This is a genomic window from Citrobacter freundii complex sp. CFNIH2 (assembly GCF_002880615.1).
In the GTDB taxonomy this organism is placed as follows: domain Bacteria; phylum Pseudomonadota; class Gammaproteobacteria; order Enterobacterales; family Enterobacteriaceae; genus Citrobacter_A; species Citrobacter_A amalonaticus_F.
This window is the reverse complement of record NZ_CP025757.1, coordinates 4,467,797-4,483,033: the sequence shown is the minus strand read 5'-3', so window position 1 is coordinate 4,483,033 and position 15,237 is coordinate 4,467,797. Positions and strand designations below refer to the sequence as shown.

Sequence of the window (15,237 nt, the reverse complement as noted above, 5' to 3'; positions counted from 1 at the left end):
TTATTGCTTTTATTTAGCCGTTTCGTTTATTAGTGAATGCTCGGCTTTAATAATTACGTATGGAAAAAGAATTTATTAATTAATCTACTGATATTGATGAAGTTATTATTTTAATTACTATTTTTGAATAACACTCAGTGGCATAAGAAAGTAAAAAAGCGTAGTTCAGTTTTATAAAAATCCAGGCCAGTTTTGGTGAATTTCACCTACCAGAAATAAGGGGGAAGGTGATGTAAATGAACCCTAACTAAAATTCGCTCAGCCAATTATTTCGAATATCTCTCGTCACCTTATCTCAAATAACAAACGGTAGCAATTTCCCTTAAAAATATTAGCGCGTTTTTTCTGTCTGGCAGATAGGTTACGGTCACAGTACGGTATTTACCTTAAAAACAGAGTAGTCCCGACAACGTTAAGGATTTTGTGTATAATTGCGTCCTTTTTCGGCAATCTGCCATTTTTTGGGCGCTTTTGCCCTTGCTGACTTTTGAGGAAATCGACATGTCATTACCCCACTGCCCACAATGCAACTCCGAATACACTTACGAAGATAACGGCATGTACATCTGCCCGGAATGCGCCCATGAATGGAACGATGCAGAACCAGCGCATGACAGCGACGAACTGATCGTGAAAGATGCCAACGGTAATCTGCTGGCTGACGGCGACAGCGTCACCGTCGTGAAAGATCTGAAAGTCAAAGGCAGCTCTTCAATGCTGAAAATCGGCACGAAAGTGAAAAACATTCGTCTGGTGGAAGGCGACCACAACATCGATTGCAAAATTGATGGCTTTGGCCCGATGAAGCTGAAATCAGAATTCGTGAAAAAGAACTGATGTAAATTGCCCGGTGGCGCTTCGCTTACCGGGCCTGTGATAACTACACTTAACTGGCTTCTCTTACCTGAGGTAAAGATTATGCCGTTAAGTCCCTACATCTCTTTTGCCGGAAACTGTGCCGACGCCATCGCGTATTATCAAAAGACGCTGGGTGCAGAACTCCTTTATAAAATCAGCTTCGGTGAAATGCCCAAACCGGCGCAGGACAGCGAAGACGGTTGCCCGTCCGGAATGATATTCCCCGACACCGCCATCGCCCATGCCAACGTACGCATCGCCCATAGCGACATCATGATGAGCGATGGCATCCCAACGGGAAACGCCCACTATTCAGGTTTCACGCTGGTCCTCGACACGCAAAATGTCAACGAAGGGAAGCAATGGTTTGACAATCTCGCCGCAGAGGGTCAAATCGAAATGGACTGGCAGGAAACCTTCTGGGCGCATGGCTTTGGCAAAGTCAGCGATCGCTTCGGCGTACCGTGGATGATCAACGTCGTCAAACAACCCCAGCCAACCGAGTAACCTCACGGGAGGCGTGCCTCCCGTCCTGTCATCAAACTCACCTTAACTCTTCATCGGCGGGTAACGTCCCCTTAACCCAAACGTCATATTGATCCGCCACGATGGGGCCACTTTTTTTAGAGAGGCCGCATCATGGAAACGATCATTCGCGTCGAGAAACTCTCCAAAACGTTCAATCAGCATCAGGCGCTGCATGCGGTTGATCTGAACATCGGTTCCGGTGAGATGGTAGCTCTGCTTGGGCCGTCGGGTTCCGGCAAATCCACCCTTTTACGTCATCTGAGCGGTTTGATTCCCGGTGATAAATCAGCAGGTAGCCGCGTCGAGCTACTCGGTCGCACCGTTCAACACGAAGGCCGACTGGCGCGCGATATCCGCAAAAGCCGCGCGCATACCGGTTACATCTTCCAACAGTTCAATCTGGTGAATCGACTGACGGTGCTGGAGAACGTGCTGATTGGCGCGCTCGGCAGCACGCCGTTCTGGCGCACCTGTTTTAGCTGGTTTAGCGCAGAGCAGAAACAGCGCGCGCTCCAGGCTCTGACCCGCGTCGGGATGGCGCACTTTGCCTGGCAGCGCGTCTCAACGCTCTCCGGCGGTCAACAGCAGCGCGTGGCCATCGCCCGGGCGCTGATGCAGCAGGCCAAAGTGATCCTCGCCGATGAGCCGATTGCCTCGCTGGACCCGGAATCCGCGCGCATCGTGATGGACACCCTGCGCGACATTAACCAGACCGACGGCATTACCGTCGTCGTCACGCTGCATCAGGTGGATTACGCCCTGCGCTACTGCGAACGCATTGTCGCGCTGCGTCAGGGACACGTCTTCTATGACGGCAGCAGCCAGCTCTTTGATAACGAACGATTTGACCATCTCTACCGCAGCATGAACCGCGTCGAACAGAGCGCACAGGCTGCCTGACATCCCCACAATGAGGAATGGAAATGAGTTATAAAGCCGTTGCCGCGCTGGCCTTCACCAGCATGTTCAGCATCAGCGCCTTGTTAAGCCCGGCGCATGCCGAGGAACAAGAAAAAGCACTGAACTTTGGCATTATTTCGACCGAATCACAGCAAAACCTGAAACCCCAATGGGACCCGTTTCTGAAGGATATGGAGAAGAAACTGGGCGTGAAAGTGAACGCCTTCTTCGCCCCGGACTACGCCGGGATCATCCAGGGCATGCGCTTTAACAAAGTTGATATCGCCTGGTACGGTAACCTCTCGGCAATGGAAGCGGTGGATCGCGCTAACGGACAAGTGTTTGCCCAGACCGTCGCCGCCGATGGATCGCCGGGTTACTGGAGCGTGCTGATCGTCAACAAGGACAGTCCGATCAACAACCTCGACGATCTGATCGCCAAACGCAAAGATCTCACCTTCGGTAATGGTGATCCTAACTCCACCTCCGGCTATCTCGTCCCTGGCTATTACGTTTTCGCGAAAAACAATATTACCGCCAGCGACTTCAAACGCACCGTCAACGCCGGTCATGAAACCAACGCTCTTGCAGTCGCCAACAAGCAGGTGGATGTTGCCACCAACAACACCGAGAACCTCGATAAGCTGAAAACGTCCGCGCCGGACAAGCTGAAAGCGCTGAAGGTGATCTGGAAGTCGCCGCTGATCCCGGGCGATCCGATCGTCTGGCGTAAGAACCTCTCTGAAGCCACCAAGGACAAGGTGTACGACTTCTTCATGAACTACGGCAAAACGCCAGAAGAAAAAACCGTGCTGGAACGCCTGGGTTGGGCGCCGTTCCGCGCCTCCAGCGACCTGCAACTGGTGCCGATTCGCCAGCTCGCGCTGTTTAAAGAGATGCAGGGCGTGCAGGACAACAAGGGACTGAACGCCGAAGAGAAGACCAGCAAATCTTCCGCGATTAAAGCGCAACTGGACGATCTTGACCGTCTGACCGCGGCGCTGAGCGCCATGACCAGCGTCACTAAAGCGGTGCAGTAAACCTGATGCCCGGTGGCGCTTTGTTTACCGGGCCGACAAACGTAGGCCGGATAAGGCGGAACCGCCATCCGGCAATAACCTACGCACGGAGCTAAACATGCAAACCATCACCGTTGCCCCGCCAAAGCGCAGTTGGTTCTCGCTCGTGAGTTGGGCCATTCTGCTTGCCGTGTTGGTCGTGTCGTGGAAAGGCGCCGAAATGGCCCCGCTCACGCTGATTCAGGATTCCGGCAACATGGCGACCTTCGCCGCCGACTTTTTCCCCCCCGATTTTAGCCAGTGGCAGGACTATCTTGGTGAAATGGCGGTGACCCTGCAAATCGCCGTCTGGGGTACCGCGCTGGCCGTGATCCTCTCCATTCCCTTCGGCCTGATGTGCGCCGACAACCTCGTGCCCTGGTGGATCTACCAGCCGATGCGCCGTCTGATGGATGCCTGCCGCGCCATCAACGAAATGGTGTTTGCGATGCTGTTCGTGGTCGCTGTCGGCCTCGGTCCGTTTGCCGGCGTCATGGCGCTGTTTATCCACACTACCGGCGTGCTCTCCAAACTGCTGTCCGAAGCGGTGGAAGCCATTGAGCCTGGCCCGGTTGAAGGCATTCGCGCCACCGGCGCCAACAAAATCGAAGAGATTCTTTACGGTGTACTGCCCCAGGTGATGCCGCTGCTGATCTCCTACTCGCTGTACCGCTTTGAATCCAACGTCCGTTCAGCAACCGTCGTCGGGATGGTGGGCGCAGGCGGCATTGGCGTCACGCTGTGGGAGGCGATTCGCGGTTTCCAGTTCCAGCAAACCTGCGCCCTGATGGTGTTGATCATTGTGACCGTCAGCCTGCTGGATTTTCTTTCCCAGCGTTTACGTAAGCACTTTATCTGATTAGCGAGGCATTGATTGCTATGCACTTGTCTACACATCCGACCAGTTATCCAACGCGTTATCAGGAGATTGCCGCGAGACTAGAGCAGGAGCTACGTCAACATTACCGCTGCGGCGATTATCTGCCCGCCGAGCATCAGCTTGCCGCGCGTTATGAGGTTAATCGCCACACCCTGCGCCGCGCCATCGACCAGTTGGTTGAGCGCGGCTGGGTCCAGCGTCGTCAGGGCGTCGGCGTACTGGTGCTGATGCGCCCGTTCGATTATCCGCTTAACGCCCAGGCACGTTTTAGTCAAAACCTGTTGGATCAGGGAAGCCATCCCACCAGCGAAAAACTGCTGGCGGTACTGCGCCCGGCCTCCCGTCACGTTGCCGATGCGCTCAGCGTGCAGGAGGGCGATAACGTCATTCACCTGCGCACCCTGCGACGGGTAAACGGCATCGCCCTGTGTCTGATCGACCATTACTTTTCCGACCTGACCCTCTGGCCGCTGCTGCAAGGTTTTAACCACGGCTCGCTGCACGACTATTTGCGCGAACAGTCCGGCCTGACGCTCAAGCGCACCCAGACGCGCATCAGCGCCCGGCGTGCGCAGGCCAAAGAGAGCAAGGTGCTGGAAATCCCCAACATGGCGCCGCTGCTCTGCGTGCGCACCCTGAACCACCGTGAAGGCGAGGAACGTGCGATGGAGTATTCCGTCAGCCTGACCCGCGCCGACATGATCGAATTCACTATGGAGCACTGAATGCATTTCGATACCGCCACCCGCCAGCGCTGGATGCGCGCGCTGGCTTACAGCAAGGCCGATGCCCTGAATGCGCGACTCCAGGCGTTAAAACTGGCACCAGAATATGAACTGATTCGCGCCCCGGAAAGCGGACTGATGCAAATTCAGGCGCGCATGGGCGGCACCGGCAACCGCTTTTTTGCCGGGGACACCACGCTGACCCGCGCAGTGGTTCGCCTGAAAAGCGGCACGCTGGGTTACAGCTACCTGCTGGGACGCAACAAACATCACGCCGAGCAGTGCGCCGTCATCGACGCGTTACTGCAGGAACAAACGCATTTCCAGAACCTGATGGAAACCTTAATTAGCCCGCTGGAAGCAGAACGCGATGCGGAAATCACCGCCCGTCGCGCCGAAGTCAACGCCAGCCGGGTCGACTTCTTTACGCTGGTACGCGGAGATAACGAATGACCCTACAGACCGCCTTTACCCTGCCCGTCCAGGACGCCCAACAAAGCTTTCGCCGTCTGCTGAAAGCGATGAGCGAACCGGGGGTGATTGTTGCCCTGCATCAACTGAAACACGGCTGGCAGCCGTTGAATCTGGCGACCACCAGCGTCCTGCTGACGTTAGTCGACGGCGATACGCCGGTCTGGCTGTCGCCTGCGATGAATAATGATATCGCCAGCCAGAACCTGCGTTTTCACACCAATGCCCCGATGGTCGAACAACCCCAACTGGCGGCCTTTGCCGTGGCCGACGAGCGCATCAGCAGCGAACAGCTTAATGCCCTCTCCGCCGGTTCCGCCGTCGCGCCAGAGACCAGCGCCACGCTGATCGTGCAGGTCTCCAGCCTGAGCGGCGGGCGGATGTTACGCCTGACCGGGGCAGGTATCGCCGAAGAGCGAATGATCGCACCGCAGTTACCAGAGTGCCTGATCCACGAACTCACCGAACGTCCGCATCCGTTCCCGCTGGGCGTTGACCTCATCCTCACCTGCAGCGAACGGCTGCTGGCTATCCCGCGAACCACCCATGTGGAGGTGTGCTGATGTACGTAGCCGTCAAAGGGGGCGAAAAGGCGATAGCCAACGCCCACGCGTTACAGGAGCAGCGACGCCGGGGCGACGATGCCGTTGCCGAACTGAGCGTGGCGCAGATCGAACAGCAGATGAATCTGGCGGTTGATCGCGTAATGACCGAAGGCGGCATTGCCGATCGCGAACTGGCGGCGCTGGCGCTCAAGCAGGCCAGCGGCGATAGCGTCGAAGCCATCTTTCTGCTACGCGCCTACCGCACCACGCTGGCAAAGCTGGCGGTAAGCGAGCCGCTGAACAGCGCGGAAATGCGCCTGGAACGCCGCATCTCCGCAGTCTATAAGGATATTCCGGGCGGACAGCTGTTAGGGCCCACCTACGACTACACTCATCGTCTGCTCGATTTTACGCTGCTGGCGAATGGCGAAACGCCGCCGCTGCGGACTGCAGAAAGTACGCAGGACGCCGCCCCGCACGTCTTTTCGCTGCTGGCGAATCAAGGGCTGGCGAAGCCCGAAGAAGATAACGGCGCCGCGCCGGATGACATCACCCGCACGCCGCCGGTTTACCCCTGTTCCCGCGCCTCACGTCTGCAACAGCTGATGCGCGGCGATGAGGGCTATCTGCTGGCGCTGGCCTACTCCATCCAACGCGGCTATGGCCGCAATCACCCGTTCGCGGCCGAAATCCGCAGCGGCTACGTTGCGCTGGAAACGGTACCGGAAGAACTGGGATTTGCGATCAACGTCGGCGAACTGCTGATGACCGAATGTGAAATGGTCAACGGCTTTGTCGCCCCGGACAACGATGCGCCTCACTTTACCCGCGGTTACGGACTGGTGTTCGGCATGAGCGAACGCAAAGCGATGGCAATGGCGCTGGTAGACAGAGCCCTACAGGCACCCGATTACGATGAAACGGTCACGGGACCGGCGCAGGACGAAGAGTTTGTGCTGGCGCACGCGGATAACGTCGAGGCAGCGGGTTTTGTTTCGCACCTCAAGCTCCCCCACTACGTCGATTTCCAGGCCGAGCTGGAACTGCTCAAACGCCTGCAACAGGAGGCCGCTCGTGACCACTAACCTCTCCGGCTACAACTTTGCTTATCTGGATGAGCAGACCAAACGCATGATCCGCCGCGCAATCCTCAAAGCGGTGGCCATCCCCGGCTATCAGGTGCCGTTCGGTGGCCGCGAGATGCCGATGCCTTACGGCTGGGGAACCGGCGGGATCCAGATTACCGCCAGCGTGATTGGCGAACCGGACGTGCTGAAGGTTATCGATCAGGGCGCGGATGACACCACCAACGCCGTATCGATCCGCAACTTCTTCAAACGCGTCACCGGGGTCAATACCACCGAGCGCACGGAAGACGCCACGCTGATCCAGACCCGTCACCGGATCCCGGAAACGCCGCTGGCGGAAGATCAGATCCTGATCTTTCAGGTGCCGATCCCTGAACCGCTGCGTTTTATCGAACCTCGTGAAACGGAAACCCGCACTATGCACGCGCTGGAGGAGTACGGGATCATGCAGGTGAAGCTGTATGAAGATATCGCCCGCTTCGGCCATATCGCCACCACTTACGCCTACCCGGTAAAAGTCAACGGACGCTATGTGATGGACCCGTCGCCAATCCCGAAATTCGACAACCCGAAGATGGACATGATGCCCGCCCTCCAGTTGTTTGGCGCGGGACGCGAAAAGCGTATCTATGCCGTGCCGCCGTATACCCGCGTGGAAAGTCTCGATTTCGACGATCATCCGTTCACCGTACAGACCTGGGATGAGCCCTGCGCCATCTGCGGTTCAACGCACAGCTATCTTGATGAAGTGGTGCTCGATGACACCGGCAAACGCATGTTTGTCTGCTCCGACACCGACTACTGCCGCCAACAGAGCGAGGCACTCAGCCAATGACGCAACCGCTGCTTTCGGTTAATAACCTGACCCATCTCTACGCGCCGGGCAAAGGCTTCAGCGATGTCTCCTTTGACCTGTGGCCTGGCGAAGTGCTGGGCATTGTCGGGGAGTCCGGTTCCGGCAAAACCACTCTGCTGAAATCCATCTCCTCGCGCCTGACGCCGCAGTCAGGCGAGATTCAGTACCAGAACCGTTCGCTGTACGCCATGAGCGAAGCCGACCGCCGCCGCCTGCTGCGTACTGAATGGGGCGTGGTACATCAGCACCCGCTGGACGGCCTGCGTCGTCAGGTCTCGGCGGGCGGTAATATCGGCGAACGCCTGATGGCGACCGGCGCGCGCCACTACGGCGAGATCCGCGCCACCGCCCAGCGCTGGCTGGAGGAGGTCGAAATTCCAGCCTCACGTATCGACGATCTCCCGACCACCTTTTCCGGCGGCATGCAGCAGCGTCTGCAGATCGCCCGCAACCTCGTCACCCACCCGAAGCTGGTGTTTATGGATGAGCCGACCGGCGGCCTCGACGTCTCCGTCCAGGCGAAACTGTTGGATCTGCTGCGCGGACTGGTGGTGGAACTGGATCTGGCGGTGGTGATTGTCACCCACGATTTAGGCGTGGCACGCCTGCTGGCGGACCGTCTTCTGGTAATGAAACAGGGTCAGGTGGTGGAAAGTGGATTAACCGACCGCGTGCTCGACGATCCGCATCATCCGTATACCCAGTTGCTGGTGTCGTCCGTATTGCAGAACTGATTTTTTGTTTTGCCGGATGGCGGCTGCGCCTTATCCGGCCTACGAGTCGGCATCGCTTGTGCCGGATGGCGCTTTGCTTATCCGGCCTACGGGTCGGCATCGCTTGTAGGCCTGATAAGCAAAGCGCCATCAGGCAATCGAATGCACAAATGCTTAAAGAGGCTAAAAATGAACGCGATCCGCGTTGAAAACGTCAGTAAAACCTTTGTGCTCCACCAGCAAAACGGCGTGCGCCTGCCGGTGCTGCAAAATGCCTCGCTGGAAGTCAAAAACGGCGAATGCGTCGTTCTACATGGCCACTCCGGCAGCGGGAAATCCACGCTGCTGCGTTCGCTGTATGCCAACTATCTGCCCGATGAGGGGCACATTCACATTCGCCATCACGACGAATGGGTGGATCTGGTGCAGGCCCCGGCGCGCAAAGTGCGGGAAGTCCGCCGCGCCACGATCGGCTGGGTGAGCCAGTTTCTGCGGGTGATCCCGCGGATCTCCGCGCTGGATGTGGTGATGCAGCCACTGCTGGATCTCGGCGTACCGCGCGAGGCATGCGCCGCCAAAGCCGCAAGCCTGTTGACCCGTCTGAACGTGCCGGAACGCCTGTGGCACCTCGCCCCGTCAACCTTTTCCGGCGGTGAACAACAGCGCGTCAATATCGCGCGCGGATTTATCGTCGATTACCCGATTCTGTTACTCGACGAACCAACCGCGTCGCTGGATGCCAAAAACAGTGCCGCCGTGGTGGCGCTGATTGAAGAGGCGAAAGCGCGCGGTGCGGCCATTGTCGGCATTTTTCACGATCAAACTGTGCGCGACCGCGTGGCGGATCGTTTGCACCTGATGGGAACAACACCATGATTATCAACAATGTAAAGCTGGTGCTGGAAGATGAAGTGGTGCAGGGATCGCTGGAAATGCAGGATGGCGTGATTCGCGCCTTTGCACAAAGTCAGAGCCGTCTTCCGCAAGCGCTGGACGGCGAAGGCGGCTGGCTGCTGCCGGGGCTGATTGAGTTGCATACCGATAATCTCGACAAATTTTTTACCCCACGCCCGAAAGTGGACTGGCCTGCCCATTCGGCAATGAGCAGCCACGACGCGCTGATGGTTGCCAGCGGTATCACCACCGTGCTGGACGCGGTGGCGATTGGCGATGTCCGCGACGGCGGCGATCGTCTGGAAAACCTGGAGAAAATGATCAACGCCGTGGAGGAGACGCAAAAGCGTGGGGTAAACCGCGCCGAGCATCGCCTGCATTTGCGTTGCGAACTGCCGCACCACACCACACTGCCGCTGTTCGAGAAGCTGGTCAGTCGCGAACCGGTCACGCTGGTTTCGCTGATGGATCACTCTCCGGGACAGCGTCAGTTCGCCAACCGCGAGAAATATCGTGAGTATTATCAGGGTAAATATTCGCTGACCGATGAACAGATGGCGCGCTATGAAGAGGAACAACTGGCACTGGCGGCTCGCTGGTCGCAGCCCAACCGGACCGCTATCGCGCAACTGTGCCGTGAGCGCAACATTGCGCTGGCAAGCCACGATGACGCCACCTCCGGGCATGTGCAGGAATCTCATCAGCTTGGCAGCGTGATCGCCGAATTTCCCACCACGTTCGAAGCTGCAGAAGCCTCACGCCAGCACGGCATGAACGTACTGATGGGCGCGCCGAACATTGTGCGCGGTGGCTCTCACTCCGGTAACGTCGCGGCGCACACGCTGGCTGAATTGGGGTTACTGGATATCCTCTCGTCAGATTACTACCCCGCCAGCCTGCTGGATGCCGCGTTTCGCGTCGCAGACGACGAGGCCAACCGCTTTACTCTGCCGCAGGCGATCCGCCTGGTAACCGCCAACCCGGCGCGGGCGCTCAGTCTCAGCGATCGCGGCGTGATCGGCGAAGGTAAACGCGCCGATCTGGTACTGGCGCACCGTAAAGGCGATCACATCCACATTGACCACGTCTGGCGCCAGGGAAAGAGGGTGTTCTGAGTATGGGAAAACTGATCTGGTTGATGGGGCCGTCCGGCTCCGGGAAGGACAGTTTGCTGACCGCACTCCGTCAGCAGGAACATGCGCAACTCCTGGTGGCGCATCGTTATATCACCCGCGCGGCGAATGCCGGGAGCGAGAATCATGTTGCCCTGAGCGAACAAGAGTTTTTCACCCGCGCCGGGCATAACCTGCTGGCGCTAAGCTGGCATGCTAACGGCTTTTATTATGGCGTCGGCGTGGAGATCGATCTCTGGCTCAACGGCGGCTTCGACGTGGTGGTCAACGGCTCACGCGCACATCTGCCCCAGGCGCAGGCGCGCTACGGCACGGCGCTGCTGCCGGTCTGCTTGCAGGTCTCCCCGACAATTTTGCGCCAGCGCTTACAGACGCGCGGGCGGGAAAGCGAACCTGAGATCGCCGCGCGTCTTGAACGCGCCGCCCGCTATGCTCCGTTTGACTGCCATATGCTCAATAACGATGGCAGTTTGCACCAGTCCGTCGATTCGCTGTTAACCTTAATGGGACGTAAGGAGCAACGCCATGTCTGCCTGTGAACTTCGTCGCGCCACCGGACAAGACACCGAGGCCGTGTACGCGCTCATCTGCGAACTGAAGCAAGCCCACTTTGATTACCCGACTTTTCGCGCCGGGTTCACCGCCAATTTGCAGGATGCCCGACTGCGCTATCAACTGGCACTGCTTGAGGGTCAGGCGGTTGGGCTAATTGGCCTGCATCTGCAGTATCATTTACATCACGCCAACTGGATTGGCGAGATTCAGGAACTGGTGGTGATGCCGCAGGCGCGGGGTCTGAAAATCGGCAGCCAGTTACTGGCATGGGCGGAACAGGAAGCCCGTGAGGCAGGTGCGGAGATGACAGAACTGTCCACCAGCGTGAAGCGTCATGATGCCCACCGTTTTTATCAGCGCGAAGGCTACGAACAGAGCCATTTTCGCTTCACAAAAGCATTGTGAGGTACGCAGGCCGGATAAGACGCTCGCGTCGCCATCCGGCGCGATACGACAAGGGGAGTCACGATGAGTCTGAGCATCACGCTAAGCGGCACCGGCGGTGCGCAAGGGGTACCCGCGTTTGGCTGCGACTGTGCTGCCTGTCGTCGCGCACGCCTGCAGGAACAGTATCGTAGACGCCCGTGTAGCGGCGTGGTCAAATTCAACGATACGGTGACGCTGCTGGATGCGGGCATACCGCACCTGATGGACGACTGGCCGGCGGGCAGCTTTCGACAGTTTTTACTCACCCACTACCATATGGATCACGTACAGGGATTGTTTCCGCTGCGCTGGGGCGTTGGGGCGTCCATCCCGGTGTACGGCCCGCCGGACGAACAGGGGTGCGACGATCTGTTTAAGCATCCCGGCATTCTCGACTTTAGCCACGCTATCGAGCCGTTTGTGGTGTTTGAGTTACAGGGATTGCAGGTCACACCGCTACCGCTAAATCACTCAAAGCTGACGTTGGGTTATCTTCTGGAGACCGCGCACAGCCGCGTGGCGTGGCTGTCTGACACCGCCGGACTGCCCGATAAAACGCTCACCTTTCTGCTCAACAATCAACCGCAGGTTATCGTCATTGACTGTAGCCATCCGCCGCGTCCCCAACCGCCGCATAATCACTGTGATTTAACCACAGTGATGGCGCTCAATGAGGTGATTCGCTGCCCGCAGGTGATCCTCACTCATATCAGCCACCAGTTTGACGTCTGGCTGATGGATAACCCGCTCCCGAACGGATTTGAAGCGGGCTATGACGGGATGCAGATTGTGGTGGATTAACGCTCGTAATCCTCTTCCATTCGCCGCTCTTCATCTTCCAGTTGGCGGCGCTCACGATCGAGCTGGCGCTGGCGATCATCCAATTGACGTCGTCGGTCCTCAAACTGACGGCGACGGTCATCATACTGTCTGCGGCGATCGTCGCTCATTTCGTTCTGCCACCTGTCGTCACGCGAATCCTCATAATCCCGCCCACTGTTGCTGTCAGGCTTATAGGCATCGTTGATCGCCTGCTGAATGTTGCCGATGGCATCATCAATGATATCGGCCTGTGTCGGCACGGTCGCCAGCAACAGCAGGCTGAATAAAAAGAGCGTCGGGGTACGTTTCATAAAACCTGCCTCAAAAGGGGACGGTTTCTACGGTAGTTAACGCAACCTGATGCAACCAGAGGACGAATCTCAAATTCGGCCAGCGCGGCCCCGCCGTTGTGCAGGGGCGATGTGTTGTCATTCACGGGAAATCGTCACGTCAAATATGACGACAGCCTGTTTTTCGTCAGGGTTTTGTCCAAAAATTACCCGTAATATCAGGGAAAGCCCCCAATTAAAATGTGGCATAAAAGATGCATACTCAGGGCGACAAGCGTGTATGCGCGATTTGATTAACTGGAGCGAGACCGATGAAAAAAGTCGTCACGGTTTGCCCGTATTGCGCATCAGGTTGCAAGATCAACCTGGTGGTCGATAACGGCAAAATCGTCCGGGCTGAGGCGGCGCAGGGGAAAACCAATCAGGGTACCCTGTGTCTGAAGGGCTATTACGGCTGGGATTTTATTAACGATACCCAGATCCTGACCCCGCGCCTGAAAACCCCTATGATTCGTCGCCAGCGTGGCGGCAAGCTGGAATCTGTTTCCTGGGATGAAGCGCTGAACTATGTCGCCGAACGCCTGAGCGCCATCAAAGCGAAATACGGCCCTGATGCCATCCAGACGACCGGCTCGTCGCGTGGCACCGGGAATGAAACCAACTACATCATGCAAAAATTTGCGCGCGCCGTTATTGGTACCAATAACGTTGACTGCTGCGCTCGCGTCTGACACGGCCCATCGGTTGCAGGTCTGCACCAGTCGGTCGGTAACGGCGCAATGAGTAATGCAATTAACGAAATTGATAACACCGATTTAGTGTTTATCTTCGGCTACAACCCGGCGGATTCCCACCCGATTGTGGCGAATCACGTGATTAACGCTAAACGTAATGGGGCGAAAATTATCGTCTGCGATCCGCGCAAAATTGAAACCGCGCGCATTGCCGACATGCACATCGCACTGCGAAACGGCTCGAATATCGCGCTGTTGAACGCGATGGGCCATGTCATTATTGAAGAAAATCTGTACGACCAGGCGTTTGTGGCCTCGCGTACGGAAGGCTTTGAAGAGTACCGCAAGATTGTCGAAGGCTATACGCCGGAGTCCGTCGAGGAGATAACCGGCGTCAGCGCGAGTGAAATTCGCCAGGCGGCGCGGATGTATGCCAGTGCGAAAAGCGCAGCGATCCTGTGGGGCATGGGCGTCACCCAGTTCTATCAGGGTGTAGAAACCGTGCGTTCACTGACCAGCCTCGCAATGCTGACCGGCAACCTCGGTAAGCCCAGCGTGGGCGTTAACCCGGTACGTGGCCAGAACAACGTTCAGGGCGCGTGCGATATGGGTGCGCTACCGGATACCTATCCGGGCTATCAGTACGTGAAAGATCCGGCTAACCGCGAGAAATTCGCCAAAGCCTGGGGCGTGGACAGCCTGCCTGCACACACCGGCTATCGCATCAGCGAACTGCCGCACCGTGCGGCACATGGCGAAGTGCGCGCGGCGTACATCATGGGCGAAGATCCGTTGCAAACGGATGCGGAACTCTCTGCGGTGCGTAAAGGCTTTGAGGATCTGGAACTGGTCATCGTGCAGGACATCTTTATGACCAAAACCGCATCGGCGGCGGATGTTATTTTACCGTCGACGTCGTGGGGCGAGCATGAAGGGGTCTTTACCGCCGCTGACCGTGGTTTCCAGCGCTTCTTTAAAGCCGTTGAGCCGAAGTGGGATCTGAAAACCGACTGGCAAATCATCAGTGAGATCGCCACCCGGATGGGGTATCCGATGCACTACAACAACACCCAGGAGATCTGGGATGAGTTGCGTCATCTGTGCCCGGATTTCTACGGGGCGACTTACGAGAAGATGGGCGAACTGGGTTACATCCAGTGGCCTTGCCGCGATACGTCGGACGCCGATCAGGGGACCTCTTACCTCTTTAAAGAGAAGTTTGATACCCCGAACGGCATGGCGCAGTTCTTCACCTGTGACTGGGTCGCGCCGATCGATAAACTCACCGAAGAGTACCCGATGGTACTGTCGACGGTGCGTGAAGTCGGCCACTACTCCTGTCGTTCGATGACCGGTAACTGTGCGGCTCTGGCCGCGCTGGCGGACGAGCCAGGCTATGCGCAAATCAACACGGCCGACGCGGCGCGTCTGGGCATTGAAGATGAAGCGCTGGTGTGGGTTCACTCGCGTAAAGGCAAAATTATCACCCGCGCGCAGGTCAGCGAACGCCCGAACAAAGGGGCGATCTATATGACCTACCAGTGGTGGATTGGCGCCTGTAACGAGCTGGTGACCGAGAACTTAAGCCCGATTACCAAAACGCCGGAGTACAAGTATTGCGCCGTGCGCGTGGAGCCGATTGCCGATCAGTCCGCCGCCGAGCAGTACGTGATTGATGAATACAACAAGCTGAAGGCCCGCCTGCGCGAAACCGCAATGGGCTGACCACAACGTTGATGCATCTCAACAGCCTCCACCCTG

General features: G+C 57.4%; 18 protein-coding genes. 17 read left to right on the top strand and 1 reads right to left on the bottom strand.

Annotated features, from left to right (window positions below; translation table 11 throughout):
- Positions 1 to 501 precede the first annotated feature (501 nt).
- The 16 genes from WM46_RS21905 (at position 502) to phnP (ending at position 12,431) form a co-directional block, all read left to right on the top strand.
- Positions 502 to 837 carry a zinc ribbon domain-containing protein YjdM gene (locus tag WM46_RS21905; RefSeq protein WP_042999087.1) on the top strand — a complete coding sequence of 112 codons (336 nt, stop codon included), beginning with the start codon at positions 502 to 504 and terminating at the stop codon, positions 835 to 837.
- 81 nt (positions 838 to 918) lie between these two features.
- Complete coding sequence (yjdN, locus tag WM46_RS21900; RefSeq protein ID WP_102603317.1) at positions 919 to 1,365, top strand: VOC family metalloprotein YjdN; 447 nt, start codon at positions 919 to 921, stop codon at positions 1,363 to 1,365.
- A gap of 132 nt (positions 1,366 to 1,497) precedes the next feature.
- Positions 1,498 to 2,286: a phosphonate ABC transporter ATP-binding protein gene (gene phnC / locus WM46_RS21895; protein WP_102603316.1), complete on the top strand. Its 789-nt coding sequence runs from the start codon at positions 1,498 to 1,500 to the stop codon at positions 2,284 to 2,286.
- 23 nt (positions 2,287 to 2,309) lie between these two features.
- The gene (phnD, locus tag WM46_RS21890; protein WP_102603315.1) at positions 2,310 to 3,326 is read left to right on the top strand and encodes a phosphonate ABC transporter substrate-binding protein; all 1,017 of its coding nucleotides are present in this window, start codon (positions 2,310 to 2,312) and stop codon (positions 3,324 to 3,326) included.
- A 97-nt stretch (positions 3,327 to 3,423) separates the two neighbouring features.
- Positions 3,424 to 4,203 carry a phosphonate ABC transporter, permease protein PhnE gene (phnE, locus tag WM46_RS21885; RefSeq protein WP_044328535.1) on the top strand — a complete coding sequence of 260 codons (780 nt, stop codon included), beginning with the start codon at positions 3,424 to 3,426 and terminating at the stop codon, positions 4,201 to 4,203.
- A gap of 20 nt (positions 4,204 to 4,223) precedes the next feature.
- Entirely contained in the window at positions 4,224 to 4,949 is a 726-nt protein-coding gene (gene phnF / locus WM46_RS21880) for a phosphonate metabolism transcriptional regulator PhnF (RefSeq protein ID WP_102603314.1), read from the top strand.
- Entirely contained in the window at positions 4,950 to 5,402 is a 453-nt protein-coding gene (phnG, locus tag WM46_RS21875; RefSeq protein WP_102603313.1) for a phosphonate C-P lyase system protein PhnG, read from the top strand.
- Positions 5,399 to 5,983, top strand: coding sequence for a phosphonate C-P lyase system protein PhnH (phnH, locus tag WM46_RS21870; protein ID WP_102603312.1), 585 nt, complete (start codon positions 5,399 to 5,401; stop codon positions 5,981 to 5,983). The genes phnG and phnH overlap by 4 nt, the downstream gene beginning before the upstream one ends.
- Entirely contained in the window at positions 5,983 to 7,050 is a 1,068-nt protein-coding gene (locus WM46_RS21865) for a carbon-phosphorus lyase complex subunit PhnI (protein WP_102603311.1), read from the top strand. The genes phnH and WM46_RS21865 overlap by 1 nt, the downstream gene beginning before the upstream one ends.
- A gap of 46 nt (positions 7,051 to 7,096) precedes the next feature.
- A complete protein-coding gene (gene phnJ, locus WM46_RS21860; protein WP_233623242.1) occupies positions 7,097 to 7,888 on the top strand; it encodes an alpha-D-ribose 1-methylphosphonate 5-phosphate C-P-lyase PhnJ in 792 nt (263 codons plus the stop codon).
- On the top strand, positions 7,885 to 8,643 hold the full coding sequence (gene phnK / locus WM46_RS21855; protein WP_102603310.1) for a phosphonate C-P lyase system protein PhnK: 759 nt from the start codon (positions 7,885 to 7,887) through the stop codon (positions 8,641 to 8,643). The genes phnJ and phnK overlap by 4 nt, the downstream gene beginning before the upstream one ends.
- A gap of 168 nt (positions 8,644 to 8,811) precedes the next feature.
- Positions 8,812 to 9,498: a phosphonate C-P lyase system protein PhnL gene (phnL, locus tag WM46_RS21850; protein WP_102603309.1), complete on the top strand. Its 687-nt coding sequence runs from the start codon at positions 8,812 to 8,814 to the stop codon at positions 9,496 to 9,498.
- Positions 9,495 to 10,631 carry an alpha-D-ribose 1-methylphosphonate 5-triphosphate diphosphatase gene (gene phnM, locus WM46_RS21845; RefSeq protein WP_102603308.1) on the top strand — a complete coding sequence of 379 codons (1,137 nt, stop codon included), beginning with the start codon at positions 9,495 to 9,497 and terminating at the stop codon, positions 10,629 to 10,631. The genes phnL and phnM overlap by 4 nt, the downstream gene beginning before the upstream one ends.
- A 2-nt stretch (positions 10,632 to 10,633) precedes the next feature.
- A complete protein-coding gene (phnN, locus tag WM46_RS21840; RefSeq protein ID WP_102603307.1) occupies positions 10,634 to 11,188 on the top strand; it encodes a ribose 1,5-bisphosphokinase in 555 nt (184 codons plus the stop codon).
- Positions 11,175 to 11,609: an aminoalkylphosphonate N-acetyltransferase gene (gene phnO, locus WM46_RS21835; RefSeq protein ID WP_102603306.1), complete on the top strand. Its 435-nt coding sequence runs from the start codon at positions 11,175 to 11,177 to the stop codon at positions 11,607 to 11,609. Before phnN ends, phnO begins: the two co-directional genes overlap by 14 nt.
- Before the next feature lie 63 nt (positions 11,610 to 11,672).
- Positions 11,673 to 12,431, top strand: coding sequence for a phosphonate metabolism protein PhnP (phnP, locus tag WM46_RS21830; RefSeq protein WP_102603305.1), 759 nt, complete (start codon positions 11,673 to 11,675; stop codon positions 12,429 to 12,431).
- Here phnP and yjdP read toward each other — a convergent pair.
- Positions 12,428 to 12,763, bottom strand: a complete 336-nt coding sequence (gene yjdP / locus WM46_RS21825; RefSeq protein WP_102603304.1) for a DDRRRQL repeat protein YjdP — start codon at positions 12,761 to 12,763, stop codon at positions 12,428 to 12,430. The two genes, phnP and yjdP, sit on opposite strands and share 4 nt — an antisense overlap.
- Before the next feature lie 290 nt (positions 12,764 to 13,053).
- On the opposite strand from yjdP, the gene fdhF reads away from it, so the two are divergent.
- The gene (gene fdhF, locus WM46_RS21820) at positions 13,054 to 15,201 is read left to right on the top strand and encodes a formate dehydrogenase subunit alpha (RefSeq protein WP_081093644.1); all 2,148 of its coding nucleotides are present in this window, start codon (positions 13,054 to 13,056) and stop codon (positions 15,199 to 15,201) included.
- Positions 15,202 to 15,237 lie beyond the last annotated feature (36 nt).

Bases quoted from the DNA above. Each gene is read 5' to 3' on its own strand.
- phnL (WP_102603309.1), top strand. From the start codon at position 8,812: ATGAACGCGATCCGCGTTGAAAACGTCAGTAAAACCTTTGTGCTCCAC.
- phnG (WP_102603313.1), top strand. From the start codon at position 4,950: ATGCATTTCGATACCGCCACCCGCCAGCGCTGGATGCGCGCGCTGGCT.
- phnE (WP_044328535.1), top strand. From the start codon at position 3,424: ATGCAAACCATCACCGTTGCCCCGCCAAAGCGCAGTTGGTTCTCGCTC.
- phnN (WP_102603307.1), top strand. From the start codon at position 10,634: ATGGGAAAACTGATCTGGTTGATGGGGCCGTCCGGCTCCGGGAAGGAC.
- WM46_RS21905 (WP_042999087.1), top strand. From the start codon at position 502: ATGTCATTACCCCACTGCCCACAATGCAACTCCGAATACACTTACGAA.
- yjdP (WP_102603304.1), bottom strand. From the start codon at position 12,763: ATGAAACGTACCCCGACGCTCTTTTTATTCAGCCTGCTGTTGCTGGCG.
- phnP (WP_102603305.1), top strand. From the start codon at position 11,673: ATGAGTCTGAGCATCACGCTAAGCGGCACCGGCGGTGCGCAAGGGGTA.
- phnH (WP_102603312.1), top strand. From the start codon at position 5,399: ATGACCCTACAGACCGCCTTTACCCTGCCCGTCCAGGACGCCCAACAA.
- phnO (WP_102603306.1), top strand. From the start codon at position 11,175: ATGTCTGCCTGTGAACTTCGTCGCGCCACCGGACAAGACACCGAGGCC.
- WM46_RS21865 (WP_102603311.1), top strand. From the start codon at position 5,983: ATGTACGTAGCCGTCAAAGGGGGCGAAAAGGCGATAGCCAACGCCCAC.
- phnK (WP_102603310.1), top strand. From the start codon at position 7,885: ATGACGCAACCGCTGCTTTCGGTTAATAACCTGACCCATCTCTACGCG.
- phnF (WP_102603314.1), top strand. From the start codon at position 4,224: ATGCACTTGTCTACACATCCGACCAGTTATCCAACGCGTTATCAGGAG.
- yjdN (WP_102603317.1), top strand. From the start codon at position 919: ATGCCGTTAAGTCCCTACATCTCTTTTGCCGGAAACTGTGCCGACGCC.
- phnD (WP_102603315.1), top strand. From the start codon at position 2,310: ATGAGTTATAAAGCCGTTGCCGCGCTGGCCTTCACCAGCATGTTCAGC.
- phnJ (WP_233623242.1), top strand. From the start codon at position 7,097: ATGATCCGCCGCGCAATCCTCAAAGCGGTGGCCATCCCCGGCTATCAG.
- phnC (WP_102603316.1), top strand. From the start codon at position 1,498: ATGGAAACGATCATTCGCGTCGAGAAACTCTCCAAAACGTTCAATCAG.
- phnM (WP_102603308.1), top strand. From the start codon at position 9,495: ATGATTATCAACAATGTAAAGCTGGTGCTGGAAGATGAAGTGGTGCAG.